Source organism: Trinickia violacea (assembly GCF_005280735.1).
Taxonomy (GTDB): Bacteria; Pseudomonadota; Gammaproteobacteria; order Burkholderiales; family Burkholderiaceae; genus Trinickia_A; species Trinickia_A violacea.
Genome location: NZ_CP040078.1, coordinates 2,533,121 through 2,559,545, shown reverse-complemented (window position 1 = coordinate 2,559,545; position 26,425 = coordinate 2,533,121). Strand labels below are relative to the sequence as shown.

The following is a 26,425-nucleotide window of genomic DNA, read 5'->3' as shown; positions in this document are numbered from 1 at the left end:
TATCGCTAAGCGCCCCGCGCTTCGTTACTGCGCGACCTGAAACGTCGAGACCGCACGACGCAATCCGTCGGCCTGTTCTTCGAGCGAGGCGGCCGCCGCCGCCGCTTGCTCGACGAGCGCCGCGTTCTGCTGCGAGACCTCATCCATCTGCGAAACGGCGCGGTTGACCTGCTCGATGCCGTCGCTCTGCTCGTTCGAGGCGGCGGCGATCTCGGTCATGATGCCCGTGACGTTGCGCACCGCGCTCTGAATGTCCTCCATCGTCGCGCCGGCCGAGCTGACGAGCCGCGAACCCGTCGCCACGCGTTGCGCCGATTCGCCGATCAGCTCCTTGATCTCTTTCGCGGCCACCGCGGAGCGTTGCGCCAGCGTGCGGACTTCGCCCGCGACGACCGCGAAGCCGCGGCCTTGCTCGCCCGCGCGCGCGGCTTCCACGGCCGCGTTGAGAGCAAGGATATTGGTCTGGAACGCGATGCTTTCGATCACGCCGATGATGTCGACGACCTTGTTCGAGCTGCGGTCGATTTCATTCATCGTATCGATCACTTCGCCGACCACCGCGCCGCCTTTCGTCGCGATCTGCTGGGCGTTGTCGGCCAGCGACTGCGCTTCGCGCGCGTTGTCGGCGTTTTGCTTCACGGTCGCCGTGAGCTGTTCCATGCTGGCGGCGGTTTCTTGGAGAGCGGCCGCTTGTTCTTCCGTGCGCTGCGAGAGGTCGGTGTTGCCCGCCGCGATCTGGCGCGTCGCCGTCGCGATCGATTCGGAACCGTGCGTGACTTTGCGCACCGTGTCGGTCAGGCTGCGCTGCATCGTCTGCAAGCCCTTCACGAGCTCGCCCATCTCGTCCTGCGAGCGCGTCTCGATGCGGCCGGTCAGGTCGCCTTCGGCGATGCGCTTGAAGTGCGCGAGGATCTGCGCGAGCGGACGCGCAATCGCGCGCTGCAGGCTGAATGCGCAGCCCACGCACGAGGCGAGACCAAGGACGATCAGGACGCCGCCGATCCACGATAGCGTCATGAAGCGGTCCTGCTCGGTCTCGAACGATTCTTTGCCTTGCGCGCGCTGATAGTCGTCGAGCGCGTTGGACGCTTTCGTGAGCGCGACCGAGAGCGGCGGGATGGTCGTCATCGTGAGCGTGTCGGCGGTCGTGCGGTCGCCTTTTTTCATGGCGTTGACGAGCGGCAGGATCGCCTGCTGCACGAAGGTCTGGCGCGCCGAGGCCACCGCGCCGTACAACGCCTCTTCGTCGGCGCTGCGCGGCAGCGACGCGTATTGCTGCCAGGCCTTGTCGGAGACCGCGAGATAGTTGAGGGCCTTGTCGATCAGCGCGGGCACCTCCGGCGATTCGGGATGCAGCGCCACGCGGTCGAGCGTCGTGCGCACGATGGTCAGGTTCAGGTTGGCCTTGCCGATCGCGATCTGCGAGGCGAGCTGGTGCGAGTAGGCATCTTTGAGCGCGCGGTTGGTCGCCTGCATGCCGATCTGGCCGAGCAGACCGGTGACGATGAGCAGGACCCCCAGCAGGCCGAGCGTGCTGTAGAGACGGGCTTTGATGGACAGGCGTGTGAACATGGCAGGACGCAGTGGGCGAGGGGGAAACGCGCCTGGCGCTTCGCGCAGGCGCTATTCCGGTGTGACGGGGAGCGACATCCACTGATTACGGCAGGCTTGCGGCGAAACTTGAGGGGGTATCCGGGGAAATGCCGACGGGGGCCGTGCGTCTCTACGCTTACGTTGGCTTACAGGCTGGTTTGAAAGCGGTGGGGCTCAGCGCCAATCCGCGGCGGTGACGAGCGTGCCCCGGCGCGCGTGCGCGTCCCACCAGATCACCCGCAGAAGCGGCGCGAGCCGGGAGATCAGGATCGCCTGCGCAGGGTCGCTTTCGATGAAATGCGTGACGCCGAGCGCGTGCACGGCTTCGGCTTTGTGCGCGGCGGCGCCGTCCGGGCCTTCGCCGTGACACGCGGGGTCGCGCATGACGAGTTCGGGGCCGCGGAAGCCGTGCCGGTCGAGCCACGCCTGCGTGCGGTCGCGGTCCGTTTCGGGGCGGCCGGTGACGATCGCGCGAACCGCGCCGATCTCGATGCCGGGCAGGATGTCGAAGGGCAGCAGCGCGTCGCGCTCGTTCAAGGCGGCGGCGAGGTCCTCGTCATAGCGTGCGAGCGGGATGTCCGGCAGCAGGATGCCGTCGAGGTCGATCGCGCAGGCGGCGTAATGGTGGTCGTCCGTCATCTGCCCTTGGCCCGCGACGACGGTGCGCTCCCAATCCGATCGATAGCGCTCGGTATGCGCCTGGCGCTCCCACGGGAAGAGCGCGAAATAGCCGACCGCATCGTTCCCATAGTCGGGGCGCACGCGGCTCAGCTCGTCGAAGGCGGCGGTCAGCGTCTTCACGACGAGGCCGTGCTGCTCCAAAAACGCGATGCAGTCGGCCATCGTGAAGCCGCGGCCCGAGATGTCTTCGCACAGCAAAACCTTCGCGCCGCGCGGCGGAACCGGCAGCGAGCAATCCCATGCGACCGTGCGCGTGGCGCGCTCATAGCGCAGGAACGCGACCGGCGTGCCTACGGCGTGCGACACCATCAGCGCGAGCGGCGCGCCGCCGCGCAAGATCCCGACGGCCATGGCGAAGCCTTCGGCGAGGAGTGCCGGTTGCAGCGATTCGATCCAATGGTCGAGATGTTCGTACGTCAGGGGGAGGATCGGTCTGGGCATGGTGCGGCTGCCGGCGCGAGACGGTTGCTGCGGACAGTGATTGCGCGCAGTTGTTGAAATGAGGAAGCGCAACATTATGCCTCTCGAACGCGCCGGCAGCGCGTTTTCCCTCACCGGGCGAGGGGTTGGGCCTCGCCTCGGCTCGTGTCGGCTCGGGTCGGTTCGCTACGCTGCAGCCCACTTCGCGACGTAGTCGGGCAGGTGGTTCATCGGTCCATCCGGAATCGGCGTTTGCGCGACGACCGCCATCGGCAGGACGCCCGCCCAGACCTCGCGCGACAGGTCGCCTTCGTCGTCGTGCGGGCCGCCCGTGCGGATCTTGCATGCCGCTTCTTCGAGCGAAATCCGCAGCATCGTCGTGGCGGCCAGTTCGTTCTCGTCGCCAGGGCGCGCTTCGAGCGAGCGGCCGGGCGCGAGCTTTTCCATGAACGCATCGAGACGGGCCGCCTTGTGCTCGTTGGGCACGCGCTCGAACACGCCGTAGATCACCGCGGACCGGTAATTCATCGAATGATTGAACGCCGAGCGCGCGAGCACGAGACCGTCGATATGCGTGATCGTCACGCAGACCTGCGTGCCTGCGGCCGCGACCTTCAGCATGCGGCTGCCGTTCGAGCCGTGGATGTAGAGATGGTCGTCCTCGCGCCAGCAGGCGGTCGGGATGCAGTGCGTGCCGGTGTCGTCGTTGAAGGCGATGTGGCAGACGTAGGCGGCGTCGACGATCGAATGAAGCGTGTCGGTGTCGTAGCGGCCGCGATCGGCGGCGCGGCGAACGCGGGTGCGGTCCGTGGCGGGGGCAACAGCGGGAGCGGCGGCCTGGGTCATCGAAATGGGCTCTCCAAAAGGGGTTGATCGAGCGCCAAGAATAGCGATCTCGTGGCACCATGATTAGACCCACGGATTAGATAGACTTTGGAGCCACGAGAATGGACTATGCGCTGCTCGTTTCGACCTACGCACACGAGAACAAAGAGCGCGGGCTCACGCAGCAGCGGCTGCTCTACGAGTGCCTGCGCCACGCGATCCTCGACGGGCGGCTCGCGCAGGGCAGCCGGCTCGCTGCAACGCGCGCGCTCTCCGAAGAGCTGCGCATGGCGCGCAATTCGGTGCTGTATGCCTACGAGCGGCTCGCCGACGAGGGCTTCGTCGTCGCGACGCGGCAGGGATCGGAAGTGGCGCGCGTCGGTCTGCCGCGACGCGATCCCGCGCCGGTCGCCGAGGGCCCGGACGTGGCGCTCGCGCGGCGCGTCGACGGGCTCCACCGCGAGCGCGTCGTACACGACGAGCAAAAGCCGTTTCGCCTCGGCATCCCGGCGCTCGACGAGTTTCCGCTTGGCGCATGGCGTGCCTCGCTCGATCGCGCGTGGCGCACCGTTGGCCCGCAGCATCTCGGTTACGGCAACGTCGAGGGGCATCCGGCGCTCAGGCACGCGATTGCGGAGCATCTGAAGGTGTCGCGCGGCGTGCGCTGCGAAATCGACCAGGTCTTCATCACCGACGGCACGCAAAGCAGCCTCGACCTGTGCGCGCGTCTTTTCGCCGACGTGGGCGCGACCGTATGGCTCGAGAATCCTGGATACAACGGCGCGCGTGCCGCATTCAGGTCGGCCGGCTTGCAGATCGTGCCGATGCCGGTCGATGCGGACGGCATCGCGCCGGGCGCCGACGATTGGCGGCGCGTGCCGCCGAAGCTGATCTACGTGACACCGTCGCACCAGTATCCGCTCGGCAGCGTGCTGAGCCTGGAGCGCCGCCTGTGGCTGATCGAGCACGCGCGCCAGGCCGGCACGTGGATCATCGAAGACGACTACGACAGCGAGTTCCGCCACGACGGCCCGCCTTTGCCCGCGGTGCAGGGGCTCGCCGCCGACGCGCCGGTCATTTATCTCGGCACGTTCAGCAAGACGATGTTCCCGGCGCTGCGGCTCGGTTTCATGGTCGTGCCTGCCTCGCTGACGGCCGCGATCCGCTCGCCGCTTGGGGCGCTCGCGCGGCGCGGACGCCCCGCCGACCAGATCGCGCTGGCCGATTTCATCGACAGCGGGCTTTACACGCGACACCTCCGGCGCATGCGGCGCCTTTACGCCGAGCGCCGCAACGCGCTCGCCGATGCGCTTCGCACGCAGTTGGGCGGGATGCTGACGGTATCGGCCGGCGCGGGCGGCATGCATCTGAGTGCGCAACTGACGGCGCCGGTCGCCGATGTCGACGTCTGCGCGGCCGCGCGCGGCGCGGGTTTGATCGTGCCGCCGCTTTCCGCCTACTGCCTGCCGTGCGTCGATATAGCACGCTACAACGGTTTAGCACTTGGATATGCTGGCGTGCCGGCCGAGAAAATCGACGGACTCGTCCAGCAGCTGGCCCAGATTCTCGAGAGTTTCAAAGCAAATCGTTAAAGTGGAAAACGTTTCCAGAAAAGCGCATAGAAAAGTTAATGCGATTTGCATGTGAATTAAATGGCCAATTTCGCCCGGTCAAAATTTCCATGCGGAATAGTTTGACTTTAAGTGTTCGGTATAAATGTCTGGCGGCGGGCGATGAAAGGGGGCTAGCATACGCCACGTGCAACGGATATTGAGGCTTCCGCACATTGCCCGTTGGTCACATGGAAGGCTGGCCGGAGCGGCAACGCTGGCGCGGACGTTTCTTGCGCCGCAAAACATTATTGCGATTTTATGTCTGCAATCGCCGTATGTCTGAGGAAACATACTGTTACTCTTGGGACAGCACTCAGGAAAAACCCGGGCGGGATAGGGTTTTTGATAAAATTGCTTGTAGAAGAAATATTCTATTGTTAGCCTGCTTCTATGTTGGGGGCTTTCTTTTTGGCAGCCGGAAGTGAGATTCATATTTGATTCTTGTGTTTGCCGACGCACAGACTGCAATCCTCAAACTTAGATCTATATCGGGGCGTATATGCTTACAGCTACCTGTACACAGATGGCACAGTTTTTCGTAGGCGACGTGGTGACGCTCAAAGTGGGCGGACCGCGCATGACCATTACTGATGTTGGACCCGTGCAATTCGCCGATGGCGATTGGCTGCGCTGCCAGTGGTTCGACGACCGTGGCGAGCTGCGCCAGGACCTGTTCTCGCGGGACGACGTCAAACGCGAACCGCGCTCCATTTCTCCGGGTTCCGTGCATTTGCGCAGCTACGCGAGTCCTATCCGTAACGCCTTCTAAGGTTTGCGCTTCGGCGGTCTTCTAGTGCCGCCGAAGCGTCCCTGCATCCGCGTGGCTGGACCCGCGGCATGCGCGCGCACACTTCGCTTCAGACTGAAACGTTGAGCATCGTCCGGCTGACATACTGCCCGGCATGAACTCAATCGATCCTATCCGCGCGGTCGTTCACGCCAATCCCTACCCTTATTACGCCGAGCTTGCGGCTCGTTCGCCCTTCGTGTTCGAGCCGCGGCTGCGGTTATGGGTGGCGTCGAGTGCGGCTGCGGTCACCGAGGTGCTCGAGCATCCCGAGTTGCAGGTGAGGCCCGCAGCCGAGCCTGTGCCGAAAGCGATTGCGGGTGCGCCGTCGGGCGAAGTGTTTGCACGGCTCGCTCGCATGAACGATGGCGCGGCTCATCGGGCGCCTAAGCTCGCCTTGCGGCGTGCGCTCGGCAGTCTCGATTTGCAAATCGTGACGCTGCGGGCGCGCCGCATCGCCGAACGTTCCGAGCGTGATTTGCGACGGCCAGGCGATGTGTCGGCATGGTTATTTGAAATGCCGGTGCAGGTCGTCGCGTCGCTGCTTGGATTTGCCGATGACGTGTTGCCCGAGGTCGCCGCATGGATGGCCGATTTCGTCGCCTGTCTTTCGGCTTTGAGCACGCCAGAGCAGCTTGCTTGTGCGAACGACGCCGCGCTTAGGCTCGTGCAGTGCGTCAAGACGCTGGTGGCGGATGCCGCCGCCGGCAATGATGTCCGCGGCGGCCGTTTGCCGGACGCGACGTCGATGGAAGGTGCATCACTCGTTGCCCTCGTGCAGCGTGAAGCGCAGTCCACCGGTTGGGACGACGCCGATGCGTTGATCGCGAACCTCGTTGGCCTGCTGTCGCAAACCTACGACGCGACCGCCGGCCTGATCGGCAACGCCGTCGTCGCGCTGATGACGCAGGCGGGAGTGGAAGACGAGGTGCGGCGCACGCCGCGCAAGCTTGCCGATTTGATTCGCGAGACGAGCCGTTTCGATGCCTCGGTGCAAAACACGCGGCGCTTTGCTGCGACCGAAACCACGGTCTGCGGCGAGCGGGTCGAAGCCGGCGCGGCGATTCTCGTGCTTCTCGCGGCGGCGAACCGCGATCCGGCCGCGAATGCGCGACCGCATGAATTCCTGCTCGATCGGGACGATTGCCGCGTATTCGGGTTCGGCCACGGCATCCATGCATGTCCAGGCGACCAACTGGCCTACGCCATCGCATCGACCGCCATCGACGTGCTGCTCGATCGCACCACGCTTGCGCACCGCAACGACCTCGCTTGGACTTATCGCGCGTCGGCCAATCTGAGGCTGCCTATATTTGCCGAGGTGCGAGAAGCACGGTCAGCGGCAGGCGGCGACTAGACACTATATGTATACCGAACACAAAGGGCTGCATCTTGTATACCAACGGGTGCATGCAACGCGCCGTCACCGCGTTCGACGACGCGCGTGCCCCGCGGCATGGACATCCTCAAGCGCGCCATCCGGCTAGGGCATCAACGCCGCGCTAGGGCATCAACGCCGCGCTTCAGTCGCCATCCGCAGCGCGAGCCCCGCGAGCACCGTACCCATCAGCCAGCGCTGGACCTTGATCCAGGCGGGTCGGTCGCCGAGAAACGCCGCGATCGAGCCCGCCATGATCGCGATCGTCGCATTGACGCAGATGCTGATGACGATTTGCGTCGTCCCCAGTGCGAGCGATTGCCTGAGCACGCTGCCGTGCGCGGGATCGATGAATTGCGGCAGCAGCGACAAGTACAGCACCGCCGCCTTCGGATTCAGCAGATTGGTGGCGAGCCCCATCGCGAACAGCTTGCGCGGGCTGTCCTTGGGCAGATCGCGCACTTCGAACGGCGAGCGTCCGCCGGGTTTGACGGCTTGCCAGGCGAGATACAGCAGATAGAGCGCGCCGCCGAAACGTAGCGCGTCATACGCATACGGCACGGCGAGCACGAGCACCGTAATACCGAATGCGGCACACAGCATATAAAAGACAAAACCGAGGGCGACACCGGCAAGCGAGATCAGGCCGGCGGCGCGGCCCTGGCAGATCGAGCGGGAAATCAGGTAGATCATGTTCGGGCCGGGCGTGAGCACCATGCCGAGGGCAATCAGGCCGAACGCGGCGAGACGGGGAAAGTCGGGCATCGCAAGCACTCCAGTGAGACGAGTCAATGGGTCAGGACGTGCCCAGGCGCGCGGCGGCAATACGCTTCGCGTTTCCTGATGGTGATCCATCTTTAAGCGCCAGTTACGCGAGCCCGGCGATTATTGCATGCTTTTTGGGATGGTGTTGAGGCGGGCGGTAGGGCGGCAGGGCGATTGTCTAGTGGCTCGAACGCGGCAGGCCGGCCCGCGGTTGGCCGCCACCCGGCAGTCCGGCGCGCGGTAGGCCGCCCCCCGGCAGCCCGGCGCGCGGTAGGCCGCCCCACTCAATTACGCGCCCGGTCGCGCTTCGCCGCCCGTGCCTGCACGCGTTCGGCGAGCCCCTTGGAAAACGTGCTGAGGCTGATGAGGCGGCGCTTTTTGTTGACATCGTCGGCGACATCGGCCGGAGGATTCGGCTGGAGGGCCCAGAAGAGCGCGATGATCCAGCCGACGACGGTCCACCCGAGGCAGGCGTTGAAGAGCGCGAGGACGAGGATATCGTGACGTTTGCGCCGGTCGGCGATGATTGCCGGCAGGAAGTAAACGGCAAGCGCAATCACCAACTCGACGGTTTGAGCGACGATTCCGCCTTGCATGTCAGGTTCTCCAAAGGATGCTGTATACCGATTGTCGCGCGATCGACAGTTTCGTGCAGCGGAACTAAGGCGGGCATGCTGCGCTGCTCCATCGGCAATGCGCAAGCTGGCGCTAAGCAGGCAGCAAGCGCGGCCCCGATCAGGTCTATCATGTGCGTTTTGACCGACCGATCGGACAATCGAACATGACCTCCGCCGACACGACCCAGCACTCCATCCAACTCGATCAAGACGCGCTCGTCGCGTTCGTCGATCGCAAATGGAACGACGAAATCGTTCCCGCGCTGACCGACTACATCGCCGTCCCCGCGAAGAGTCCCGCTTTCGATGCGGACTGGTCGCGCAACGGCTTCATCGAGCGGGTCGTGACGGACGCGGCGCAATGGGCCGAGTCGCAGCCCGTGCGCGGGTTGAAGCTCGAAGTCGTGCGGATCCCGGGCCGCACGCCGGTGATCTTCTTCGAGTCGCCCGCCACGCGCTCGGGCAGCACCGAGACGATCGTGCTGTACGGCCACCTCGACAAACAGCCGGAATTCGACGGCTGGCGCAACGACCTCGGCCCGTGGCAGCCGAAATTCGAGGACGGCAAGCTGTACGGCCGCGGCGGCGCCGACGACGGCTATGCGATTTACGCGAGCATCAGCGCACTGGCCGCGCTCGATGCGCAGGGCGTCGAGCGGCCGCGTTGCGTCGGGCTGATCGAAACGTGCGAAGAGTCGGGCAGCTACGATCTGCTGCCGTACGTCGACGCGCTGCGCGACCGGCTCGGCACCGTCGGCCTCGTCGTCTGCCTCGATTCGGGCGCCGGCAACTACGATCAGCTGTGGCTGACGACGTCGCTGCGCGGGCTCGTCTCCGGCGACCTCGAAGTCGAAGTGCTCGACGAAGGGATTCACTCGGGCGGCTATGGCGGCATCGCGCCATCGAGCTTCCGCATCATGCGGCAACTGTTTGCGCGTCTCGAGGATGCCGGGACCGGCAATCTGCTGCCGAGCGCTTTTCACTGCGCGATTCCGGCGAATCGTCTGCGCGAAGCCGAGGTGACGGCGGGCATCCTCGGCGACAGCGTCTGGAAGACCGTGCCGTTCGCCTGCGGCCAGGACGGCAAGCCGGTGCTGCCCACCACGACCGACGCCTGCGAGGCGCTGTTGAACTCGACGTGGCGGCCGTCCCTGTCGGTGACCGGCGCGCAGGGCTTGCCGCCGCTCTCGAGCGCGGGCAACGTGCTGCGTCCGCGTACCGCCTTCAAGCTGTCGCTGCGCGTGCCGCCGCTCGTCGACGCCGCCACGGCCGTCGCCGACTTGAAGGCGCTGCTGGAACTCGATCCGCCGTACAACGCGAAGGTGACATTCAAGTCCGACCCGGGCGCCGCGAACGGCTGGAGCGCGCCGGACCTGGCGCCGTGGCTGCAAACGGCGCTCGACGCCGCGTCGCAAGCCCATTACGGCGCCAATTGCGCGTACATCGGCCAGGGCGGCACGATTCCGCTGATGAACGTGCTGCAAGCCGGTTTCCCGAAGTCGCAATTCATGGTGTGCGGGGTGCTCGGGCCGAAGTCGAATGCGCACGGGCCGAACGAATTCCTGCACGTGCCGTACGCGAAGAAGCTGACGGCCGCCGTCGCGCAAGTGATTGCCGCCGCGCCTTGAGCCCCTTGAGCCACGCGCGTGCGCCATGCAGCCGAAGGCGAACGTCTAACCGTTACCCAAGCCACGATTGCCGATGACCGATACCCCCACGACCGGCCAAGCCGAGCTGCGCCTCTCTGCCGACGACCTGCACGCCTACGTCTGCGCCATCTGGGAGCAAGCGGGCAGCGGCTCCCGCGAGGCGCGTCTCGTTGCCGATCACCTTGTGGCAGCCAACCTGGCCGGGCACGATTCGCACGGCGTCGGGATGATTCCGCGGTATGTCGATTCGCTGCGCGAAGGCGAACTGAAGCTCAACGGCCATGCCGAGGTGATCCGCGACGGCGGCGCAGTGCTGACCATCGACGGCGGCAAGGGCTTCGGGCAGGTGGTCGCGTTCGAGGCGATGGAGCTCGGCATCGAGCGCGTGAAGCGGAACGGCATTTGCGCGGTCGGTCTACGGGGCGCGCATCACCTCGGGCGCATCGGACATTGGGGCGAGCAGTGCGCCAAGGCGGGGATGGCGTCATTTCATTTTGTGAACGTGGCAGGCGATCCGCTCGTCGCCCCGTTCGGCGGCGCGGACCGCCGCTTCGGCACAAATCCGTTTTGTGCCGCGTTCCCGCGCGCAGGCGAGCCGCCCTTCGTGCTCGACTTCGCGACGAGCGCCATCGCCTACGGCAAGACGCGGGTGGCGTACAACAAAGGCAAGACGGTGCCGGCGGGCTGCCTGATCGATCACGAAGGAGCGCAGACGATCGAGCCCAAGGTGATGCACGAATTGCCGCTCGGCTCGCTGCTGCCGTTCGGCTTGCACAAGGGTTACGGGCTGGCGGTGCTGTGCGAGCTGTTCGGCGGCGCGCTGACGGGCGGCCTCACGACGCACGAACAGACCCTCGAGAAGACCAGCGCGATCATCAACGGAATGCTGTCGGTCATCCTCGATCCGCAGGCGTTCGATGCCGACGGCGGGCAGGCCCAGGCCGATGCGTTCGTCGCCTGGGCGAAGGCGTCGCCGCTCGCGGCCGGCACCGAGCGCATCTACATGCCCGGCGAGCCGGAGCTTGCGGTTCAGGCGGCGCGCCGCGCGCAAGGCATCCCCATCGACGCGACGACTTGGCGGCAGATCCGCGACGCAGCGCTCGCGGTCGGCATGACTGCCGAGAACATCGGGCGCTTCGAGGGCACGGCCCGTCACTCCGCTTGACGCATGCCTCGCTCGCCTCGGCTCAGGTCGAGGCGAGCCATTCGATGGCGCGTCGCTATTTGCTTCAGTTAGGTCTCCTCTAGACTGGGGCCGCTTCACCAACCGGTGAGCTCGAGCACGTTGCTGTCGCTCGTGAGACGCCGGTTGGGGAGAGTCGTGCCGAACAGCGCATAGAGCGTCAAGCCGCCGTCTTGCGTACAATCGCGAAGCACAATGACCACATAAGGAGTTCGAGATGGGGATTCTGGTGATCGGGTTGTTGCTTTTTCTCGGCGTGCATTCGATTCGAATTGTGGCCGACCCTTGGCGGACCGCGATGCGCGCGCGCATCGGAGAAGGACCGTGGAAGGGGCTCTATTCGCTGACGTCGATCGTCGGTTTCGCGCTGATCATTTGGGGCTACGGCATCGCGCGGCGCGAGTCCGCCGTGATTTGGACGCCGCCCATGGGCATTCGCCATCTGACGATCCTGCTCGTCGCGATTGCCTTCATCTTGATCGCCGCGGCCTATGTGCCCGGCAACCGGATCAAGCGCGTGGTCGGGCATCCGATGTCGGCCGGCACCGCGATCTGGGCATTCGGCCATCTGCTGGCGAACGGCACGGCCAATGCCGTGCTGCTGTTCGCTGCGTTCCTGGTGTGGGCGGTCGCGAGCTTTCTTTCGGCGCGCCATCGCGATCAGGTCGCCGGCACGACGTATCCGGCGGGGACCGCCGGGCGCGATGTGGTGACGGTCGTCGGCGGACTGGTCGTGTGGGCCGTGTTCGGCTATTTCCTGCATGGACCGTTGATCGGCCTGAATCCGATGGGATGAGCGGGGGCGTGCCGAAGCGTTTGCCGCGCACGCGGCAAACGCACTATCATCGCCCGAGCCAAGCGACAAACACCACGCCCGAGATCGCCATCAAGCCGCCGCATAGCGTCGCGACGCCCGGCCGCTCGCCGGTCAGCGCGATCGAGAGCGTGGTCGCGACGGCCGGCGTCAAATACAGGAAGTTCGCCGCGCGCGCCGCGCCGAAATGGCCGAGCGCGAAGGTCCAGGTCGCGTAGCCGATCGCGGCGGGAAAGATGCCGAGAATCAGCACCGCCGCCACCGTGTCGGGACTCGCCACCGTCAGCGACGTCACGGCCCCCGGCAGCCACGGCGACAGCCACAGCGCGCCCGCGAGCAGCGTGTACGCGGTGCAGGCGAGCGCGCCGTACACGGGAATCAGCCGCTTTTGCAGGACGAAGTACGCGGCGCTGCACATCGCGGCGCAGAGAATCAAGCTCGCTCCCGCGCCCAACACGAGGCCGCCGGGCTGCCCGAGCGCGATGACCGCCACCCCCGCCAGACTGATTGCCGAGCCGCACCAGCCCCAGCGGTTGAAGCGCTCGCGCAGGAACACCGTCGCGAAGATCGCCGTGAAGATCGGCAGCGTATTGACGATGAAGCTCGCCGCGCCGGCGCTCACCGTTTTCTCTCCCGTGTTCAACAGCGCGTTGTAGGCCGCAATGCCGATCGCGCCGCAGAGCAGGAAGCGCACGGCATCGCGCACGCTCGGCAAGCGGGGCCTGCGCCACGCGAGCCATATCGCGACCAGCACGGCCGCGGTCGCGAAGCGCGCGGCCGCGAGCTGCAGCGGCGGCAATCCATGCAAGCCGATGCGGATGAACGGAAACGCGCTGGCCCACGAGATCACCGTCACGGCGACGGCGAGCGCGGGCACGAGCGGGGCGGGCAGCGGACGGGTGGAGATTGAGGTGTTCATGCGCCCATCATGGCGGCCGCCGAGCTGTTAAGCTAGCGCGCAAATCGCCGATGAGATGTGATCATGGAACACAGCTTGCCGCCCCGGCCTCCGCTCGCGAATCTCGAGACGGTTTGCGTCGTCGCCAGAGAAGGTTCGTTCAGCGCGGCCGCCGAGGCGGCCGGACTTACGCATGGCGCGATCAGCCGCCGGGTCGCCGCCGTAGAGAACTGGCTCGGCTTTGCGCTTTTCGAGCGTCATGGGCGCGGCGTGCGCCTGACGCCCGACGGCCAGCGTTTCGTCGGACGCATCGAGCAGGCGTTCGCGATCATCGATGGCGCCGCCGTCCAATGGCGCACGCGGCGCAGCGCGGAGCTGGTCAAGCTGAGCGTCGTGCCGTCGTTCGCGAAGCTCTGGCTCTTCGAGCGGCTTGCCGCGCTCGAAGGCGGCGAGCCTGGGGGCGATCACCCGCCGCTGCGCATTCAGCTGCAGATCGAAACGCGCAACGTCGACGTCGACGCCGGCGAGGCCGATCTCGCGATTCGCTACGGGCACGGGGTGTGGCAAGGCGTCGAAGTCGAATCGTTCATGGAAGAGGCGCTGTATCCGGTCGCGAGCCGCGAGCTTGCCGCGAAGCTGTCCGGCACCGACGCTATCTCCGCGACCGACTTGCTCGCGTATCCGCTGCTGCACGATTCGGATTTGTCCGGCTGGCGCGCGTGGTTCGCGACGCTCGGCATCGAGTTGAAGCCGCGCACGCAGGACCGCCGTTTCGAGGACTACAGCCTCGTGCTCGCCGCCGCCGAAGCGGGCCTCGGCATCGCGCTCGCGCGCGTGCCGTTTGCCGATGCCTATCTGCGTCACAGCGGCCTCGTGCGCGTGAGCGAGCACACGGTAAAAAGTCCGCTGCGCTTTTACTTCGTCAGCACGCGCAAGGAAAAACGACCGAAAACGCGTCTGCTGATCGCGCGCATGTTGGAGGCACGCGACAAACCGATCTGATTTGCGAACCATCGATGGCGGCCGAATTATTTGTGAATTGTTTATCGTCAGACTTATGCCTTAATCGTCTGATAAAACGAATGGCCCCCCGTTGACCCGCTTCGTGAGGATCGCGCTTATGAATTGGCTGCATCGAGTTTGCTTGTCCGCGGCCGTGTTGTCCGCCGCTCACCCGTTTGACGCTTCGGCGCAAGCGCAACTGACTTACGAGACCTCGTGGATCGGCAATAGCTTCGGATTCGGCGACGGCAAGTGGGTACAGCTCGATGTCGAGGCGATCAGCGTGGGCGCCGACGGCACCGTCTACACGAACGCGCCGTGGGACGAGAGCGGCAGCGAAGTCGGCGCGTACAAGGGCGGCGACAAGGTCGCGGTGGCCGGCAACACGCACGGCTGGGGCAACACGGGCGGCGACGCGATCGCGTCGAACGCGACGTATCTCTACGCGGGCATCTCGATCGGCAACGAGAACAACGCGCTCGTCGGCAGCGACTATCCGCCCGCCGGCACGACGTACTACGGCATCACGCGCCGCTTGATCACCAACATTGCGACCGGCGCGCCGTTTGCGAGCGGCAGCGGCAACAGCGCCAACGCCACGAAAAACAGCTTCCTGCGCGTGAACGCGGTGCCCACGGGCACGGATGCCAGCATCCGCGGACTCGCGGCCACGGCGACGCAGCTGTTCGTCGCGAACACCTACGCGAACCGGATCGAAGTCGACGACGCGAACACGATGCGCCGCGTGACCTCGTGGACGGTGCCGTCGCCGGGGCGCATCGCGATCGATACCGACGGCACGCTGTGGATCATTCAGGGGCTGCAGGACCCCGCTGGCCGCAGCATCGCCCACTATTCGCCGACGGGCGCGCGGATCGGCAGCGCCGGGCCGCTGCCCGCGACGACGGTGCCCGTCGACCTGACGATCGCGCCGTCGGGCCAGTTGCTGGTCGCGGACGGCGGACCGTCGCAGCAGATCCTCGTCTACAACAAGACGGCGTCCGGGCAGACCACGCTCGCGGGCGAGCTCGGCACGCATGGCGGCATCTTCCATCCGGCCGAAGGCGTGCCGGGCAAGTGGCGCTTCAACGGCATTACGGGCATCGGCTTCGACGCGGCCGGCAACTTCTATGTCGCGCAGAACGGCTTCGGCCCGCGCGCGTTCGGCTCGACGTTCGACGGCGAGGGCACGGTGCTCGAAAGCTACCGATGGCCGTCGCACGATTTGAATTGGCGGCTCTATGGACTGACGTTCGTCGATGGCGGGTCGTTCGATCCGCTCCAGCCGGCGAGCGTCTTCAGCGGCTCGAAACACTTCTCGCTCGACTACCGGCAAACGACGCCGGGCTCGGAGTGGAGCTATGCAGGCTTCACGCTCAACCGCTTCCAGTATCCCGACGACCCGACGTTCCACCTGCCCAAAGGCGTGCGCGGCGAGCCGATGGTGCGCCGCGTGAACGGCAAGCTGCTGCTCTATACGGTCGACATGTACTCGCACTACTTGAGCGTCTATCGCTTCGATTCGGCCAATGACGGACAGGTCGCGATTCCGTCCGGCTTCTTTGCCGAGAATCCGATTCCCGGCACTTGGCCGGCGGGGCAGCCGACGTACGGCGAATGGATGTGGCGCGACCTCAATGGCGACGGCCATGTCGACGCGAGCGAGATCACGGCGAATCCGTCCTCGGGCAATTCGGTGGAAGACGGCGTCTGGTGGGTCGACAGCCTCGGCAACATCTGGATCGGCGAGTTGGGCACCGGCATTCGGGAGCTGCCGCTGCAGGGCTTCGATTCGTTCGGCAACCCGATCTACACCTACGCGAGCGCGAAGACTTACCCGATGCCGCAGCCGTTCTCGCGCGTGGCCCGCATCGTCTACGACGCGTCGAGCGATGCGATGTACGTGTCCGGGTATTCGAGCGCGTATCCCTACGACGCCTCGCATTGGAAAGAAGCGGGGCGCCTGCTCGTGCGCTACGACAATTGGAGTTCGGGCACGCCGCAAGCACGCTACACGATCATGCTGCCTTGGAACGTGACAGCCGATCCGCAGCAGACGCCGGTCGGCGTCGCCGTGGCGGGGAACTACATTTTCGTGGCCGAGCTGTATACGAACCGCGTCGATGTCTACGACGCGCGCAACGGGCAGCAGGTCGGCTATATGACGCCGGGGGCGTCGATGGGCGGCACGTCGGGCTGGGTCGACGTGTACCTCGGCATCAGCGCGATCGAGCGCAGCAACGGCGAGTACGTCGTGCTCGTCGAAGACGATGCGCGCGCGAAGATCCTGATGTATCGGTGGACGCCTTGAGCGATACTGGCGCTCTTTTATCTCGCGAATCTCACGATAGGAAGAGCGCCATGGTGTCGCCGCAGTTGCAGTTCTCGACCGACAAGACACGGCTCGACGTGCCGATGATCCACGCGTTCCTGCGCGATGAGGCGCCGTGGGCGAAGGGGATACCGTTCGATGTCGTGCAACAGGCGATCGAAGGGTCGCTGTGCTTCGGCGCTTATCTCGACGGCGCGCAAGTGGGCTTCGCGCGCCTCGTGACCGACTACGCGACGTTTGCCTACCTGTGCGACGTGTTCACGCTGCCCGGCTATCGCGGGCGCGGCTACGCAAAGGCGCTGATCGACCACGTGTTCGCCGACGCCACGCTGGCCCGGCTGCGCCGCATTGTGCTCGTGACGTCGAATGCACACGAGCTGTACCGGCCTGTCGGGTTCACGGCGGTCGAGTATCCGGAGCGGTATATGGAACTGCATCGGTCGGAGATCTATTCGGCCGCGCGATAGCGTGACAGCGCGATGCAGACGCCGTCGCTCGCGTCGGCCCGCTAAAATAGGCGCTTTTTTTGGATTCCGGCATGACCGAAAACGAAGCGCTGCAACTGGCGACGCATCGCCATTACAAGGGCGGGCTCTATCGCGAGATCGGCGTCGCGAGGCATTCGGAGACCGACGAGCGGCTCGTCGTCTACGAGCATCTGTGGCCGCATGAGCGCGGGCTGTGGGTGCGTCCCGCAGAGATGTTCAATGGCGTGCTCGCCGATGGCTCGCCGCGCTTCAAGCGTCTGACGCCGGAGCAGGCCGCTTGAAGCGCTCGAGCTGCTGAGATCTGCCGACTCGGCGGCGGTCATTCGACCGCCAGCAGACCCTCCGCCAATGCGCCCGGCGCCGAGCCGACTGCGATTTGCGGCGTGCCGTGCCAATCGGCGCAACGCTGCACCGCGCGCCGCAAATCCGCGATGAACCCCGTGCCGATCCGCACGCCGGGCTCCACATGCACGGCCTTCAACTCGAACACGCCGCTGGCACGGTGCGCCTTCGCATCGACGCGTCCGACCAGTTTTCCCCGGCGCAGCACCGGCAAGCAGAAGTAGCCGAACTTGCGTTTGGCGGCCGGCGTGTAGCACTCGATCGCGTAGTCGAAATCGAACAGCGCGGTGGCGCGCTTGCGGTCCCAGACGACCGGATCGAACGGCGAGAGCAGCGTCGTGACGGTCGAGCGCACGCGCGAATTCGCGGCGTCGTCGATCAGCGGTTCGAGCTCGCGCGAGACGAACACGTCTTCCTTCCAGCCTTCGACGCGCACCGGAATCACCTCACCCGCATCCGCGAGCGCGTGCAGATCCGCTGCATACGGACGCTTCGCGAGCCGGTAGTAATCGGCGATCCAATCGGCGCGGACCACGCCGAGCGCGCGGCAGGTCCTCGCGACGAGCGTTTGCTGCGCGGCGTCTGCCGGCGGCAGGTCGCGCGCGTCGTCCCAATCGGGCAGCACGCGTTCGGCGAGATCGTAGACGCGCTGAAAATTGCGCCGCTCCGCGACCATCAGCTCGCCGAGCGTGAACAGCACTTCGAGATGGCGTTTCTCCGGTTTCCAATCCCACCAGCCGCTGCCGACGCTGTCGTCCGCGCGCACGAAATCGGCCGAGCGCACCGGGCCGTTGTCGCGGATGCGGGCGAGCAGGGCGTCGATGTCCTCTTTGTGGCGCGTGTGCCAATCGATCGAATATTTCCAGCCCATGACGCTCGGATCGAGCATGCGATGACGCAACAGGCCGTAGTCTTCGATCGGCACGAAGCACGCCTCATGAGACCAGTATTCGAAGAGACGTCCCTCGGCGAGATGCTCGTCGAGCCATTGCGGCGCAAACGTTCCGATGCGGCTGAACAGCACCAGATACGGGCTGCGCGCGACGACGTGAATCGTGTCGATCTGCAGTTGCGCCATGCGGCGGATCGCGTCTAGCACGTCCGCTTTGGCGGCCTTGCGGCGTGGCGGCGCGAGCAGGCCCTGGGCGGCGAGGTGCAGCGTGCGGGCGGCGGCAAGCGGGAGGGTCTTCACGGATTCGGTCGATGAGGGGGAAGCGGGTAGTGTATGTCGAATCAAAGGTCCATCTCTGACAGGCGAGGGTATCGGCATGTGCACGAACTATGTCGCCGCGCGCCGGCGCATCTTCGAAAAGTACTACGGCGCGTTGCCGCCCGCCGACGATTGGCGCGACGAGATCTATCAGGACTATCCGGCGCCGCTGTTGCGCCGCGCGAGCGACGGCGGCCGCGAGGCGCTGCTCGCCACCTTCGGCATGGTGCCGAAGGCGAAAGCGTCGCACGATGCGAAGCGCTATACGACGATGAATGCGCGCGTCGAAACGCTAGGCGACCGGCCGACCTATCGCTCGGCCTGGGCGAAGCAACAGCTCTGCTTGATTCCGTGCGAAGCGTTCTACGAACCGAACTACGAAAGCGGCAAGCATGTGCGCTTTCGAATTGGGCTGGCGTCGGGCGAACCGTTTGCGGTCGCCGGCTTATGGCGCGCGTGGCCGAAGCCGGACGGCGAGGACGTTTCGTTCACGATGCTGACCATGAATGCCGACGAGCATCCGCTCATGCGGCGTTTTCACAAGCCCGGCGAAGAAAAGCGCTCGGTCGTGATCGTGCGGCCGGAAGACTACGAAGACTGGCTCGCATGCAAGAGCACCGACGAGGCGCGCTCGTTCCTGCAGTTGTTTTCGAGCGAGTCGATGGCGGCCGAGGAAGCGCCGAAGGTTGCGCCGGCGCAGTGACCACGGCAGTGACCCGGGCAGCGAAGTCAGCGCCGCTGTACCGACGGTTCCGCGCGGCGCTTCATGGCGTTCAACCTGCGCGATAAGTCCACTTGCCCGCGACGCTGATCTCGCTCTTCACCGACTTCGCCAGAAAGCACGCCTCGTGCGCGCGATGATGCAAGCGCTCGACGGCCGCATCGTCAGGTTGCTTCGCCCCGGAAAAGTCCACCACCGGCCGCAGCTCGACGGTCGCGATCCACGGTTTGCCATCGGCGCCGCGCGCCATGTGTCCGACCGCCTCGTCGACATACCGGTCGACCACGTAACCCGCCGTTCGCGCGATGTCGAGGAACCACAGCATGTGGCAGCTCGATAGCGACGCGACGTACGCCTCTTCCGGATCGACGTTGGCCGGATTCGAAAGCGGCACCTTGACCACAGCGGGCGAACTCGATGCGGGCACGACTGTGCCGCCGTCGAATGACCACTGATGCGCGCGGCTGTATTGGTTGTCGCTGAACACCGCGCCTGCGCGGTCCCATTCGATCTTCGCGCTATGACTGGACATGGCTCCTCCGTTTTGATCGAGCGACGGCCGCCTCTCAGGCGGCCTGGATTCCATTTCGAGACGGCATTTTATCTGGATCGATCGGGCTTGCCGCGCGCTGATTTCGAGTGACGGTCCGGTATGGTTATTGGCTTGCCGCACCGCCGTTATCGGGAGACCGCACGCATGGCCTTCGGAAACAGCGGATACGTCAGCAGTGCGGAGAGTCCCGCCGCGATCCACACGCCGGTCCAGGAACTGGCCGCGAGCAGATGCGGAATCGCGATCGGCGCGACGAAGAGCCCGCCGTAGACGACCGTGTTCGCCATGCCGAGGGCCGTGCCCGCGCGCTGAGGACCGGCGAGCGTCGCGAGTTCGGTGTACGCCACGCCGTGCCACGCGGACACACAGATGCCCGCCACCGCGATCAGCGCCACGAGCACGGCGGCGAACGTGTTGTGCAACACGGCGACGGCCAGCGCCAGCACGGCGAACGAGCCTGCCGCGACGAGCGTCGAACCGCGCAGATACGAGCGGCGGTTGCCGCGCTTGTCGGTGTATCGGCCGCTCCAGACGCGCATCGCCATCGCGCCGCTCTGGATCACGGCCATCGTCGCGCTGATGCCAGCGGCGTGCAGTCGGGCGAAGTCGTGCAGGAACACGGTCGCGAACGTCAGCACGGCGAACTGCGGCACGCACAGAATCCCGATGCCGAGCACGACGCGCCAGATCTGGATATCGGTGAGCGGTCCGCGCGGCGGGGCGCTGCCGGCGGGTTGGGCGGCGTGAGCGGCATGAGCGGTGGTGACGGGCGGCTCATGCAGCCAGCGCCACGCGAAGCCGGCGGACAGCGCGACCATCACCGCGAGCGCGCTGAAGACGCCGCCGAATCCGCGCGACTGAGCGAGCCACGGCAACAGCAGCGCGCCGATGCCGCCGCCGAGCGGCACCGCGGTCTGCCGAATGCTCATCGCGAGGCCGCGCTCGCCGTCCTTGAACCAGCTCATCACGGCGCGGCCGCTCGAGCCGTTCACGCTGCCGCCAAGCAGGCCGACCACGCACATCATCGCGACCAGCAGCGGGAGCGGCGGAATCGAGCCCGCCGACGGCACGGCACACAGCGCCATCACCAGCAGCATGAGGGCGGTCGAAGTGAGGCCGGTCATCAGCACGGGCCGGTCGCCGAAGCGGTCGGTGGCGAACCCCCACGGCAGCTCCGACAGCGCGAGCCCCAGCCCCATCGAACCCATCACGAGGCCGAGTTCGGCGTTGCCGAGGTGATAGTCGTGGCGCATCCAGATGGCGGTCGTCGGAATGCCGGTCGCCGTGGCCGAAAAGCTCGCGTTCGCCGCCACGCCGACGCCGAGCACCTTCCATTTATGTGACGCGCCGAGGGCGCGTTTCGCTTGCCCGACGGGAGTGATCAGAGAGGGGCTTTCCATGAACGTCCCTTGGTAAGAGGATTTGACGGACGCAGTTTGGCACCCTATATTCGTCCTGAATATCAGAAAGTTTTTGATGAATCGTTCGATGAAACGGGATGATCCGATGAGCCAGGTGAACTTCGATTTGGCGAGCTTGCGCAGCTTCGTGACGGGCATGGACATGGGCAGCTTCGCCAAGGCGGCGGACAAGGTCGGGCGTTCGACCTCGGCGATCAGCGCGCAGATCAAGAAGCTGGAGGAACAGGCCGGCACGCCGCTCTTTCGCAAGGCGGGCCGCGGGCTGGCGCTGACCGATGCGGGCGAGATGATGCTGCGCTACGCCAGGCGTTTGATCGAGTTGAACGACGAAGCGACGGCAGCGGTGCGCGGCACCGATCTCGAAGGCTGGGTGCGGCTCGGCTTGCAGGAGGATTTCGGCGAGACGCTGCTGCCGGAGGTGCTCGGGTCGTTTGCGCGGGCCCATCCGAAGGTGCGCATCGAAGCGCGCGTCGCGCGCAATGCCGACTTGGTGACGCGGCTCGAAGCGAACGAGCTCGAACTCGCGCTGATCTGGGACAGCGGGCCGGCATCGACCTACGCGCACCGCGTGGACGGTCGCGCCGACCTGGTCGCGAGGCCCGCGATGCGCTGGATCGGCGCGAAGTCGTTGAACTGGCGTGTGGAGTCGGGCGAACCGCTGCCGCTCATCGCGTTCGACGGGCCCTGCCTGATGTACGACGCGGCGCGGGCCGCGCTCGATCGCGCGGGGATACCGTGGCGCGTAGTGTTCACGAGCCCGAGTCTGGCCGGGCTGTGGGCGGCGGCGTCGGCCGGGCTAGGGTTGACCGTGCGCACGCGCTACGGCGTGCCGCCGTCGCTGATCGTCTTCGATGCAAAAGCGCACGGCCTGCCGCCGCTGCCGCAGCTGTCTCTGATGCTGCTGCGCGGATCGCCGGCGGTGACGCCGCCGGTCGAGCGGCTTGCGGAACTCATGATGGATTCGGTGCGCGGATTTACGAATCCGTTGGAAAGCGAGGCGGCGTAGTGAGGGGTGTGCAGTCCCGGCTTGTCTATTTCACGCTTCGACAAGCCGGGACCGGCCGTTCATTTGAGCGCGAGCGGATTCGCCCGGCTCATGCGATTACCGCGAAGCTTGCGGATTGGTCGCCGTAATGAACGGATCGAACGACATATGAACGTTGCCTTCCAGCAGCATGTAGATGTTGTATTGGACGTTGGTCCCTGCCTGATTGACCCGTCCGCCCCAAACCGTGCCGTCGTATTGCGGATATTGTTGGGGATTGACCATGTTGGGAATTGCCTGTCCGCCGAAACCGAGAATGGCAATCTCTTCTCCCGGGTTGATCGAAACGGCGGACCAGACGATCGTGTCGCCGTTTTCGCATTTCGTCTTCAATTCATTGCTGCCTTCCGAGCCATCGCCGCTGTAGCCCGTCGAATCCACCATGAATACGTATTTCGACAGATTGTTTTCGGCAATGGCCTTGGCCACATTGACGAGCACATCTACGTAAATCGTTGCCATGTCGACTCCTGATTATGAAATGGATAATTGATTTTCTGCCCCGTGGGGCGGAAAACGGCCGTGCGTGTTGAAAACGACAAATAAATTGACGTAATTTTCAATCAAACCAAAAGACGCTCCGCCGCAGGCGTGCCGGAAGAGTGCGCGATCATTTGAATTATTGAATATGCGGCCGCGCAAAACTGAAGATAGCAGGCGTCATACGTAAAACAACCTGATAAAGATGACGGGTATGTGGGATGTCAGTAAAAATGTCTCGTTAGATCGGGGTTTGTCAAATTATTGTAATTAAATTGGTGCGGGCGGTATTGAGGAAATATTTTTGCCGAGTCATTTAAATATTGGCGCCGCAAGGATCTGATTATCTCGTTCAAGATAAGGCGGCGCTTTTTATTATGGTGGTTCCTATTAATCGACCGTTTTGATCCGATGCTGCACTACCGTTGCCGCGGCGGTTCTCGCCTGTGCTGCTGCACGGCTGCGAGCCGTTTGGTGCTCGATTGGACGGCCATTGCGATGACGGCTGCTTCGGCAAACGCCGCAGCGGGCGCTTGACGCGTCAGCGCGAACGAGAGCCAGAGACAGAACGCGGCGAACGAAAACCGCCCGAGCACCATGCCGCGCAGCAGCGCGATCACGAAGTCGGGCCCGTGAGCACGGTGCGACGATACCGACAACACGATGCCGAGCAATGGAAACACCGCCAAGAGCCCGCTCCATTTCGCGCCGAGCAGCCCGGAGAGCGACGTGACGAGCACTGTGAGCACCGCGCCGGCCAGCATGCGTCCGATCAAATCGGTGCGAGCGAGCGGGGCGCCCGCCGAGGCGCGGTTGCTGCGAGGCAGAAACGATTGACCGAAGCAGACCGCGGCCAATGCCACCAGTGCGGCCCAAAGCGGCGAAGCGGGCAATCGCGATAACGCGCAAGCGGATAGGAACCATGCCGTCAGGCCCGAGCCGAGTGCGATCGGCCAGGAGCGCGTACGGCACGTCCACGCGTAGGCGAAGTTGAACGCTTCCGAAGCGAGAATCGCCGACAGCGAAAGTATCGCTGCGTGGGCCCCGAAAAGCGGACCGTGCTGAAGCACGAGCAGATAGAGAATCGGACCGGCAACGACCGGGAGACCTGCGAGCCATCCGGCGACGGATGGCCCCCACCGCTTGCCGGACGTCGAGACGATCCAGAGGAATGCCGGGACAAGCGTGAGCTTGAGAGCGAGCATGATTGAAGCTGAGGGTGTTAAAGCCGGATATTACCAGCGCAAATGCAGCAGTCCGCCCTTCGCCGCCTACCACTCCGGCTGCATTCAAGTTGATCGCCCCTGCGATCGCCACGTTTTCTTATTTCTTTTCCACGACGTCGGTCTGATTAACTTGCACGCCGAAATAATTGGCCCGTCAGCGTTAACCCCTGCCGCGGCAATCGCCAGTAATTGGCCGTCGCCGGACAACGCCGCAATGAGCACGTCGGCGTTGACCGCAGCCAATGTTCGCTAGCGATCATCCATTGCGTTTATCCCCGTGATCCCGAATCGATTCAGACCAATGCGTGGGACAGCGAACGGTTCGCGTGTTGGGAACCCCCTAATTTAACTTCACGCAATCGGGTTGCAACCGTCGGGGAAACGGTTGCGGACCATCAAGATGGACATGGGCCATTGAAGGTCCAGATATGTTAATTAGGACGTCAAAATGAAACGGAATAGCCGGGGACGTGGGGAGTGGGCGCCATTGAAAGTGCTGGCGATGTTGACGGTCAGCATGCATGTGGCAGGGGCATACGCTCAGCAAGGCGGCGATACGCCGGCTTACGCTGTCCCGGATCAGGCAGTCATGGCCGCGAGCCAGGCAAGACAGCCGGATCGGCTCGAAGTCGCCCAGGAGGCAGCGACCGATTGTCCGACGCCGGGCGCAGCAGATTGCCCGCGCAGGGAGTCCGATCTGTCGATGACGGACACGCCTGCAAGCGGATACGGAGATGACGCGATAACCAGCGGCGATTCCGGCGGCTCCGGAGCCGTGGGAATAACGGCTGGCGGTGAAGGCAGTCGCGGCACGGGTCCGGGAAGTCCAGGCACGGCAGCGACGACGGGTGGTAACCCGGGGCACGGTGGCAATGGTGGCAATGGTGGCAATGGTGGCGCAGGATCGGGGACCGCCGGCCCGGTTGCATCGGGTAACGGAACCGGGGGCTCCGGCAACCAAGGCGCGGGAAACACGGGAACCGGCAACTCGGGTAATGGCGGAACCGTTGCGGGCGGTCAGGGTAGCGGTGGGCAAAGCGTTGGTGGTCAGGGTAGCGGTGGGCAAGGTGCCGGTGGTCAAGGTGCAGGTGGCCAGGGCGCGGGTGGTCAAGGTGCCGGTGGTCAGGGTGCGGGTGGCCAAGGTGCCGGTGGTCAGGGCGCGGGTGGTCAAGGCAGCGGCGGACAAGGCAGCGGCGGTCAAGGCAGCGGCGGTCAAGGCAGCGGCGGACAAGGCAGCGGCGGTCAAGGCAGCGGCGGTCAAGGCAGCGGCGGTCAAGGCAGCGGCGGACAAGGCAGCGGCGGTCAAGGCAGCGGCGGTCAAGGCAGCGGAGGCCAAGGCAGCGGAGGCCAAGGCAACGGCGGCCAAGGCAACGGCGGCCAAGGTAACGGCGGCCAGGGTAACGGCGGCCAAGGCAACGGCGGCCAAGGCAACGGCGGCCAGGGCAACGGCGGCCAGGGTAACGGCGGCCAAGGCAACGGCGGCCAAGGCAACGGCGGCCAAGGCAACGGCGGCCAAGGCAACGGAGGCCAAGGCAACGGAGGCCAAGGCAACGGCGGCCAAGGCAACGGCGGCCAAGGCAACGGCGGACAAGGCAACGGCGGACAAGGTCACGGAGGCCAAGGCAACGGAGGCCAAGGCAACGGAGGCCAAGGTAACGGCGGCCAAGGTAACGGCGGCCAAGGTAACGGCGGCCAAGGCAACGGCGGCCAAGGCAACGGCGGCCAAGGTAACGGCGGCCAAGGCAACGGCGGCCAAGGCAACGGAGGCCAAGGTCACGGAGGCCAAGGTAACGGAGGCCAAGGTAACGGAGGCCAGGGCAACGGCGGCCAGGGCAACGGAGGCCAGGGCAACGGAGGCCAGGGCAACGGCGGCCAGGGCAACGGAGGCCAGGGCAACGGCGGCCAGGGCAACGGCGGCCAAGGTAACGGCGGCCAAGGTCACGGAGGCCAAGGCAACGGCGGCCAAGGCAACGGCGGCCAGGGCAACGGCGGCCAAGGTCACGGAGGCCAAGGCAACGGAGGCCAAGGCAACGGAGGCCAAGGCAACGGAGGCCAGGGCAACGGAGGCCAAGGTCACGGCGGCCAAGGCAACGGCGGCCAAGGCAACGGCGGCCAAGGTAACGGCGGCCAAGGTAACGGCGGCCAAGGTAACGGAGGTCAGGGTCACGGAGGCCAGGGCAACGGCGGCCAGGGTAACGGCGGCCAAGGCAACGGCGGCCAAGGTAACGGAGGCCAAGGCAAAGGCGGCCAAGGTAACGGCGGAAACGGCGGCCACGGCGGCGGCAACGGTTCTCACTAGATTCGCCTGACACTCGCCTATAGTGAAATCGGCACGGCAACGCGATTGCCGTTTCGCAAAGCCATCATCGACGTCCAAGGCGC

The 26,425-nt window shown here is 65.3% G+C and carries 26 protein-coding genes and 1 riboswitch; of the genes, 14 read left to right on the top strand and 12 right to left on the bottom strand.

The features are described 5' to 3' along the window. Positions 1-24 precede the first annotated feature (24 nt). The 3 genes from FAZ95_RS33545 to FAZ95_RS33535 form a co-directional block, all read right to left on the bottom strand. On the bottom strand, positions 25-1,572 hold the full coding sequence (locus tag FAZ95_RS33545; protein ID WP_137336689.1) for a methyl-accepting chemotaxis protein: 1,548 nt from the start codon (positions 1,570-1,572) through the stop codon (positions 25-27). 195 nt (positions 1,573-1,767) lie between these two features. After that, positions 1,768-2,715, bottom strand: coding sequence for a phosphoribosyltransferase (locus tag FAZ95_RS33540; protein ID WP_137336688.1), 948 nt, complete (start codon positions 2,713-2,715; stop codon positions 1,768-1,770). A 165-nt stretch (positions 2,716-2,880) separates the two neighbouring features. Further along, positions 2,881-3,540 carry a pyridoxamine 5'-phosphate oxidase family protein gene (locus FAZ95_RS33535; RefSeq protein WP_137336687.1) on the bottom strand — a complete coding sequence of 220 codons (660 nt, stop codon included), beginning with the start codon at positions 3,538-3,540 and terminating at the stop codon, positions 2,881-2,883. A gap of 101 nt (positions 3,541-3,641) precedes the next feature. On the opposite strand from FAZ95_RS33535, the gene pdxR reads away from it, so the two are divergent. The 3 genes from pdxR (at position 3,642) to FAZ95_RS33520 (ending at position 7,276) form a co-directional block, all read left to right on the top strand. After that, positions 3,642-5,111 carry a MocR-like pyridoxine biosynthesis transcription factor PdxR gene (pdxR, locus tag FAZ95_RS33530; protein ID WP_137336686.1) on the top strand — a complete coding sequence of 490 codons (1,470 nt, stop codon included), beginning with the start codon at positions 3,642-3,644 and terminating at the stop codon, positions 5,109-5,111. A 520-nt stretch (positions 5,112-5,631) separates the two neighbouring features. Beyond that, complete coding sequence (locus tag FAZ95_RS33525; RefSeq protein WP_137336685.1) at positions 5,632-5,901, top strand: YodC family protein; 270 nt, start codon at positions 5,632-5,634, stop codon at positions 5,899-5,901. 133 nt (positions 5,902-6,034) lie between these two features. Beyond that, positions 6,035-7,276 carry a cytochrome P450 gene (locus FAZ95_RS33520; RefSeq protein ID WP_137336684.1) on the top strand — a complete coding sequence of 414 codons (1,242 nt, stop codon included), beginning with the start codon at positions 6,035-6,037 and terminating at the stop codon, positions 7,274-7,276. A gap of 153 nt (positions 7,277-7,429) precedes the next feature. Here the strand turns inward: FAZ95_RS33520 and FAZ95_RS33515 are convergent, their stop codons facing one another. After that, positions 7,430-8,062 carry a LysE family translocator gene (locus FAZ95_RS33515; protein ID WP_137336683.1) on the bottom strand — a complete coding sequence of 211 codons (633 nt, stop codon included), beginning with the start codon at positions 8,060-8,062 and terminating at the stop codon, positions 7,430-7,432. A 33-nt stretch (positions 8,063-8,095) separates the two neighbouring features. Further along, a riboswitch (ZMP/ZTP riboswitch) is annotated at positions 8,096-8,179 on the bottom strand. 167 nt (positions 8,180-8,346) lie between these two features. Further along, positions 8,347-8,658 (bottom strand): superinfection immunity protein, encoded by a 312-nt coding sequence (locus FAZ95_RS33510; RefSeq protein WP_137336682.1) that lies wholly within the window; start codon positions 8,656-8,658, stop codon positions 8,347-8,349. 185 nt (positions 8,659-8,843) lie between these two features. Here FAZ95_RS33510 and FAZ95_RS33505 point away from each other — a divergent pair, with 185 nt between their 5' ends. Beyond that, a complete protein-coding gene (locus FAZ95_RS33505) occupies positions 8,844-10,307 on the top strand; it encodes a M20 family metallopeptidase (protein ID WP_137336681.1) in 1,464 nt (487 codons plus the stop codon). Between the two features lie 73 nt (positions 10,308-10,380). Continuing rightward, the gene (locus FAZ95_RS33500) at positions 10,381-11,493 is read left to right on the top strand and encodes a malate/lactate/ureidoglycolate dehydrogenase (RefSeq protein ID WP_137336680.1); all 1,113 of its coding nucleotides are present in this window, start codon (positions 10,381-10,383) and stop codon (positions 11,491-11,493) included. A 95-nt stretch (positions 11,494-11,588) separates the two neighbouring features. Here the strand turns inward: FAZ95_RS33500 and FAZ95_RS40590 are convergent, their stop codons facing one another. Continuing rightward, on the bottom strand, positions 11,589-11,714 hold the full coding sequence (locus FAZ95_RS40590) for a hypothetical protein (RefSeq protein ID WP_302674745.1): 126 nt from the start codon (positions 11,712-11,714) through the stop codon (positions 11,589-11,591). A 14-nt stretch (positions 11,715-11,728) separates the two neighbouring features. Here FAZ95_RS40590 and FAZ95_RS33495 point away from each other — a divergent pair, with 14 nt between their 5' ends. Then, on the top strand, positions 11,729-12,307 hold the full coding sequence (locus FAZ95_RS33495; RefSeq protein ID WP_137336679.1) for an NnrU family protein: 579 nt from the start codon (positions 11,729-11,731) through the stop codon (positions 12,305-12,307). A 46-nt stretch (positions 12,308-12,353) separates the two neighbouring features. Here FAZ95_RS33495 and FAZ95_RS33490 read toward each other — a convergent pair whose 3' ends face one another. After that, the gene (locus FAZ95_RS33490; protein ID WP_137336678.1) at positions 12,354-13,244 is read right to left on the bottom strand and encodes a DMT family transporter; all 891 of its coding nucleotides are present in this window, start codon (positions 13,242-13,244) and stop codon (positions 12,354-12,356) included. A 63-nt stretch (positions 13,245-13,307) separates the two neighbouring features. Between FAZ95_RS33490 and FAZ95_RS33485 the strand changes: the two genes are divergently transcribed. From FAZ95_RS33485 to FAZ95_RS33470, 4 genes are all read left to right on the top strand, one after another. Then, positions 13,308-14,225 (top strand): LysR substrate-binding domain-containing protein, encoded by a 918-nt coding sequence (locus FAZ95_RS33485; RefSeq protein WP_137336677.1) that lies wholly within the window; start codon positions 13,308-13,310, stop codon positions 14,223-14,225. Positions 14,226-14,343: 118 nt separating this feature from the next. Continuing rightward, positions 14,344-16,536: an NHL repeat-containing protein gene (locus FAZ95_RS33480; protein ID WP_137336676.1), complete on the top strand. Its 2,193-nt coding sequence runs from the start codon at positions 14,344-14,346 to the stop codon at positions 16,534-16,536. A gap of 50 nt (positions 16,537-16,586) precedes the next feature. Beyond that, positions 16,587-17,024, top strand: a complete 438-nt coding sequence (locus FAZ95_RS33475; protein ID WP_137336675.1) for a GNAT family N-acetyltransferase — start codon at positions 16,587-16,589, stop codon at positions 17,022-17,024. Between the two features lie 71 nt (positions 17,025-17,095). Beyond that, complete coding sequence (locus FAZ95_RS33470; protein WP_137336674.1) at positions 17,096-17,326, top strand: DUF1653 domain-containing protein; 231 nt, start codon at positions 17,096-17,098, stop codon at positions 17,324-17,326. Positions 17,327-17,364: 38 nt separating this feature from the next. Here FAZ95_RS33470 and FAZ95_RS33465 read toward each other — a convergent pair whose 3' ends face one another. After that, positions 17,365-18,579 carry a winged helix-turn-helix domain-containing protein gene (locus FAZ95_RS33465; protein ID WP_137336673.1) on the bottom strand — a complete coding sequence of 405 codons (1,215 nt, stop codon included), beginning with the start codon at positions 18,577-18,579 and terminating at the stop codon, positions 17,365-17,367. A 76-nt stretch (positions 18,580-18,655) separates the two neighbouring features. On the opposite strand from FAZ95_RS33465, the gene FAZ95_RS33460 reads away from it, so the two are divergent. Next, a complete protein-coding gene (locus FAZ95_RS33460; protein ID WP_137336672.1) occupies positions 18,656-19,300 on the top strand; it encodes an SOS response-associated peptidase in 645 nt (214 codons plus the stop codon). A 70-nt stretch (positions 19,301-19,370) separates the two neighbouring features. Here the strand turns inward: FAZ95_RS33460 and FAZ95_RS33455 are convergent, their stop codons facing one another. Together FAZ95_RS33455 and FAZ95_RS33450 are read right to left on the bottom strand one after the other, a co-directional pair. Beyond that, positions 19,371-19,850, bottom strand: coding sequence for an OsmC family protein (locus FAZ95_RS33455; protein WP_137336671.1), 480 nt, complete (start codon positions 19,848-19,850; stop codon positions 19,371-19,373). Positions 19,851-19,996: 146 nt separating this feature from the next. Next, positions 19,997-21,271: an MFS transporter gene (locus tag FAZ95_RS33450; RefSeq protein WP_137336670.1), complete on the bottom strand. Its 1,275-nt coding sequence runs from the start codon at positions 21,269-21,271 to the stop codon at positions 19,997-19,999. An 88-nt stretch (positions 21,272-21,359) separates the two neighbouring features. On the opposite strand from FAZ95_RS33450, the gene FAZ95_RS33445 reads away from it, so the two are divergent. After that, positions 21,360-22,298 (top strand): LysR substrate-binding domain-containing protein, encoded by a 939-nt coding sequence (locus FAZ95_RS33445; RefSeq protein WP_254700067.1) that lies wholly within the window; start codon positions 21,360-21,362, stop codon positions 22,296-22,298. Between the two features lie 96 nt (positions 22,299-22,394). Here the strand turns inward: FAZ95_RS33445 and FAZ95_RS33440 are convergent, their stop codons facing one another. Further along, on the bottom strand, positions 22,395-22,799 hold the full coding sequence (locus FAZ95_RS33440) for a DUF8788 domain-containing protein (RefSeq protein WP_137336669.1): 405 nt from the start codon (positions 22,797-22,799) through the stop codon (positions 22,395-22,397). 437 nt (positions 22,800-23,236) lie between these two features. After that, positions 23,237-24,022, bottom strand: coding sequence for a hypothetical protein (locus FAZ95_RS33435; protein WP_137336668.1), 786 nt, complete (start codon positions 24,020-24,022; stop codon positions 23,237-23,239). Between FAZ95_RS33435 and FAZ95_RS33430 the strand changes: the two genes are divergently transcribed. Both FAZ95_RS33430 and FAZ95_RS33425 read left to right on the top strand, forming a co-directional pair. Next, a complete protein-coding gene (locus FAZ95_RS33430) occupies positions 24,021-24,296 on the top strand; it encodes a hypothetical protein (protein WP_137336667.1) in 276 nt (91 codons plus the stop codon). The two genes, FAZ95_RS33435 and FAZ95_RS33430, sit on opposite strands and share 2 nt — an antisense overlap. Positions 24,297-25,038: 742 nt before the next feature. Further along, entirely contained in the window at positions 25,039-26,352 is a 1,314-nt protein-coding gene (locus tag FAZ95_RS33425; RefSeq protein ID WP_137336666.1) for a hypothetical protein, read from the top strand. Positions 26,353-26,425: the final 73 nt, after the last annotated feature.

Bases quoted from the DNA above. Each gene is read 5' to 3' on its own strand.
- FAZ95_RS33510 (WP_137336682.1), bottom strand. From the start codon at position 8,658: ATGCAAGGCGGAATCGTCGCTCAAACCGTCGAGTTGGTGATTGCGCTT.
- FAZ95_RS33505 (WP_137336681.1), top strand. From the start codon at position 8,844: ATGACCTCCGCCGACACGACCCAGCACTCCATCCAACTCGATCAAGAC.
- FAZ95_RS33450 (WP_137336670.1), bottom strand. From the start codon at position 21,271: ATGGAAAGCCCCTCTCTGATCACTCCCGTCGGGCAAGCGAAACGCGCC.
- FAZ95_RS33475 (WP_137336675.1), top strand. From the start codon at position 16,587: ATGGTGTCGCCGCAGTTGCAGTTCTCGACCGACAAGACACGGCTCGAC.
- FAZ95_RS33495 (WP_137336679.1), top strand. From the start codon at position 11,729: ATGGGGATTCTGGTGATCGGGTTGTTGCTTTTTCTCGGCGTGCATTCG.
- FAZ95_RS33460 (WP_137336672.1), top strand. From the start codon at position 18,656: ATGTGCACGAACTATGTCGCCGCGCGCCGGCGCATCTTCGAAAAGTAC.
- FAZ95_RS33435 (WP_137336668.1), bottom strand. From the start codon at position 24,022: ATGCTCGCTCTCAAGCTCACGCTTGTCCCGGCATTCCTCTGGATCGTC.
- FAZ95_RS33485 (WP_137336677.1), top strand. From the start codon at position 13,308: ATGGAACACAGCTTGCCGCCCCGGCCTCCGCTCGCGAATCTCGAGACG.
- FAZ95_RS33425 (WP_137336666.1), top strand. From the start codon at position 25,039: ATGGCGGAACCGTTGCGGGCGGTCAGGGTAGCGGTGGGCAAAGCGTTG.
- FAZ95_RS33515 (WP_137336683.1), bottom strand. From the start codon at position 8,062: ATGCCCGACTTTCCCCGTCTCGCCGCGTTCGGCCTGATTGCCCTCGGC.
- FAZ95_RS33480 (WP_137336676.1), top strand. From the start codon at position 14,344: ATGAATTGGCTGCATCGAGTTTGCTTGTCCGCGGCCGTGTTGTCCGCC.
- FAZ95_RS33500 (WP_137336680.1), top strand. From the start codon at position 10,381: ATGACCGATACCCCCACGACCGGCCAAGCCGAGCTGCGCCTCTCTGCC.
- FAZ95_RS33430 (WP_137336667.1), top strand. From the start codon at position 24,021: ATGATTGAAGCTGAGGGTGTTAAAGCCGGATATTACCAGCGCAAATGC.
- FAZ95_RS33525 (WP_137336685.1), top strand. From the start codon at position 5,632: ATGCTTACAGCTACCTGTACACAGATGGCACAGTTTTTCGTAGGCGAC.
- FAZ95_RS33490 (WP_137336678.1), bottom strand. From the start codon at position 13,244: ATGAACACCTCAATCTCCACCCGTCCGCTGCCCGCCCCGCTCGTGCCC.
- FAZ95_RS33545 (WP_137336689.1), bottom strand. From the start codon at position 1,572: ATGTTCACACGCCTGTCCATCAAAGCCCGTCTCTACAGCACGCTCGGC.
- FAZ95_RS33535 (WP_137336687.1), bottom strand. From the start codon at position 3,540: ATGACCCAGGCCGCCGCTCCCGCTGTTGCCCCCGCCACGGACCGCACC.
- FAZ95_RS33440 (WP_137336669.1), bottom strand. From the start codon at position 22,799: ATGGCAACGATTTACGTAGATGTGCTCGTCAATGTGGCCAAGGCCATT.
- FAZ95_RS33455 (WP_137336671.1), bottom strand. From the start codon at position 19,850: ATGTCCAGTCATAGCGCGAAGATCGAATGGGACCGCGCAGGCGCGGTG.
- FAZ95_RS33470 (WP_137336674.1), top strand. From the start codon at position 17,096: ATGACCGAAAACGAAGCGCTGCAACTGGCGACGCATCGCCATTACAAG.
- pdxR (WP_137336686.1), top strand. From the start codon at position 3,642: ATGGACTATGCGCTGCTCGTTTCGACCTACGCACACGAGAACAAAGAG.
- FAZ95_RS33445 (WP_254700067.1), top strand. From the start codon at position 21,360: ATGAAACGGGATGATCCGATGAGCCAGGTGAACTTCGATTTGGCGAGC.
- FAZ95_RS33520 (WP_137336684.1), top strand. From the start codon at position 6,035: ATGAACTCAATCGATCCTATCCGCGCGGTCGTTCACGCCAATCCCTAC.
- FAZ95_RS33540 (WP_137336688.1), bottom strand. From the start codon at position 2,715: ATGCCCAGACCGATCCTCCCCCTGACGTACGAACATCTCGACCATTGG.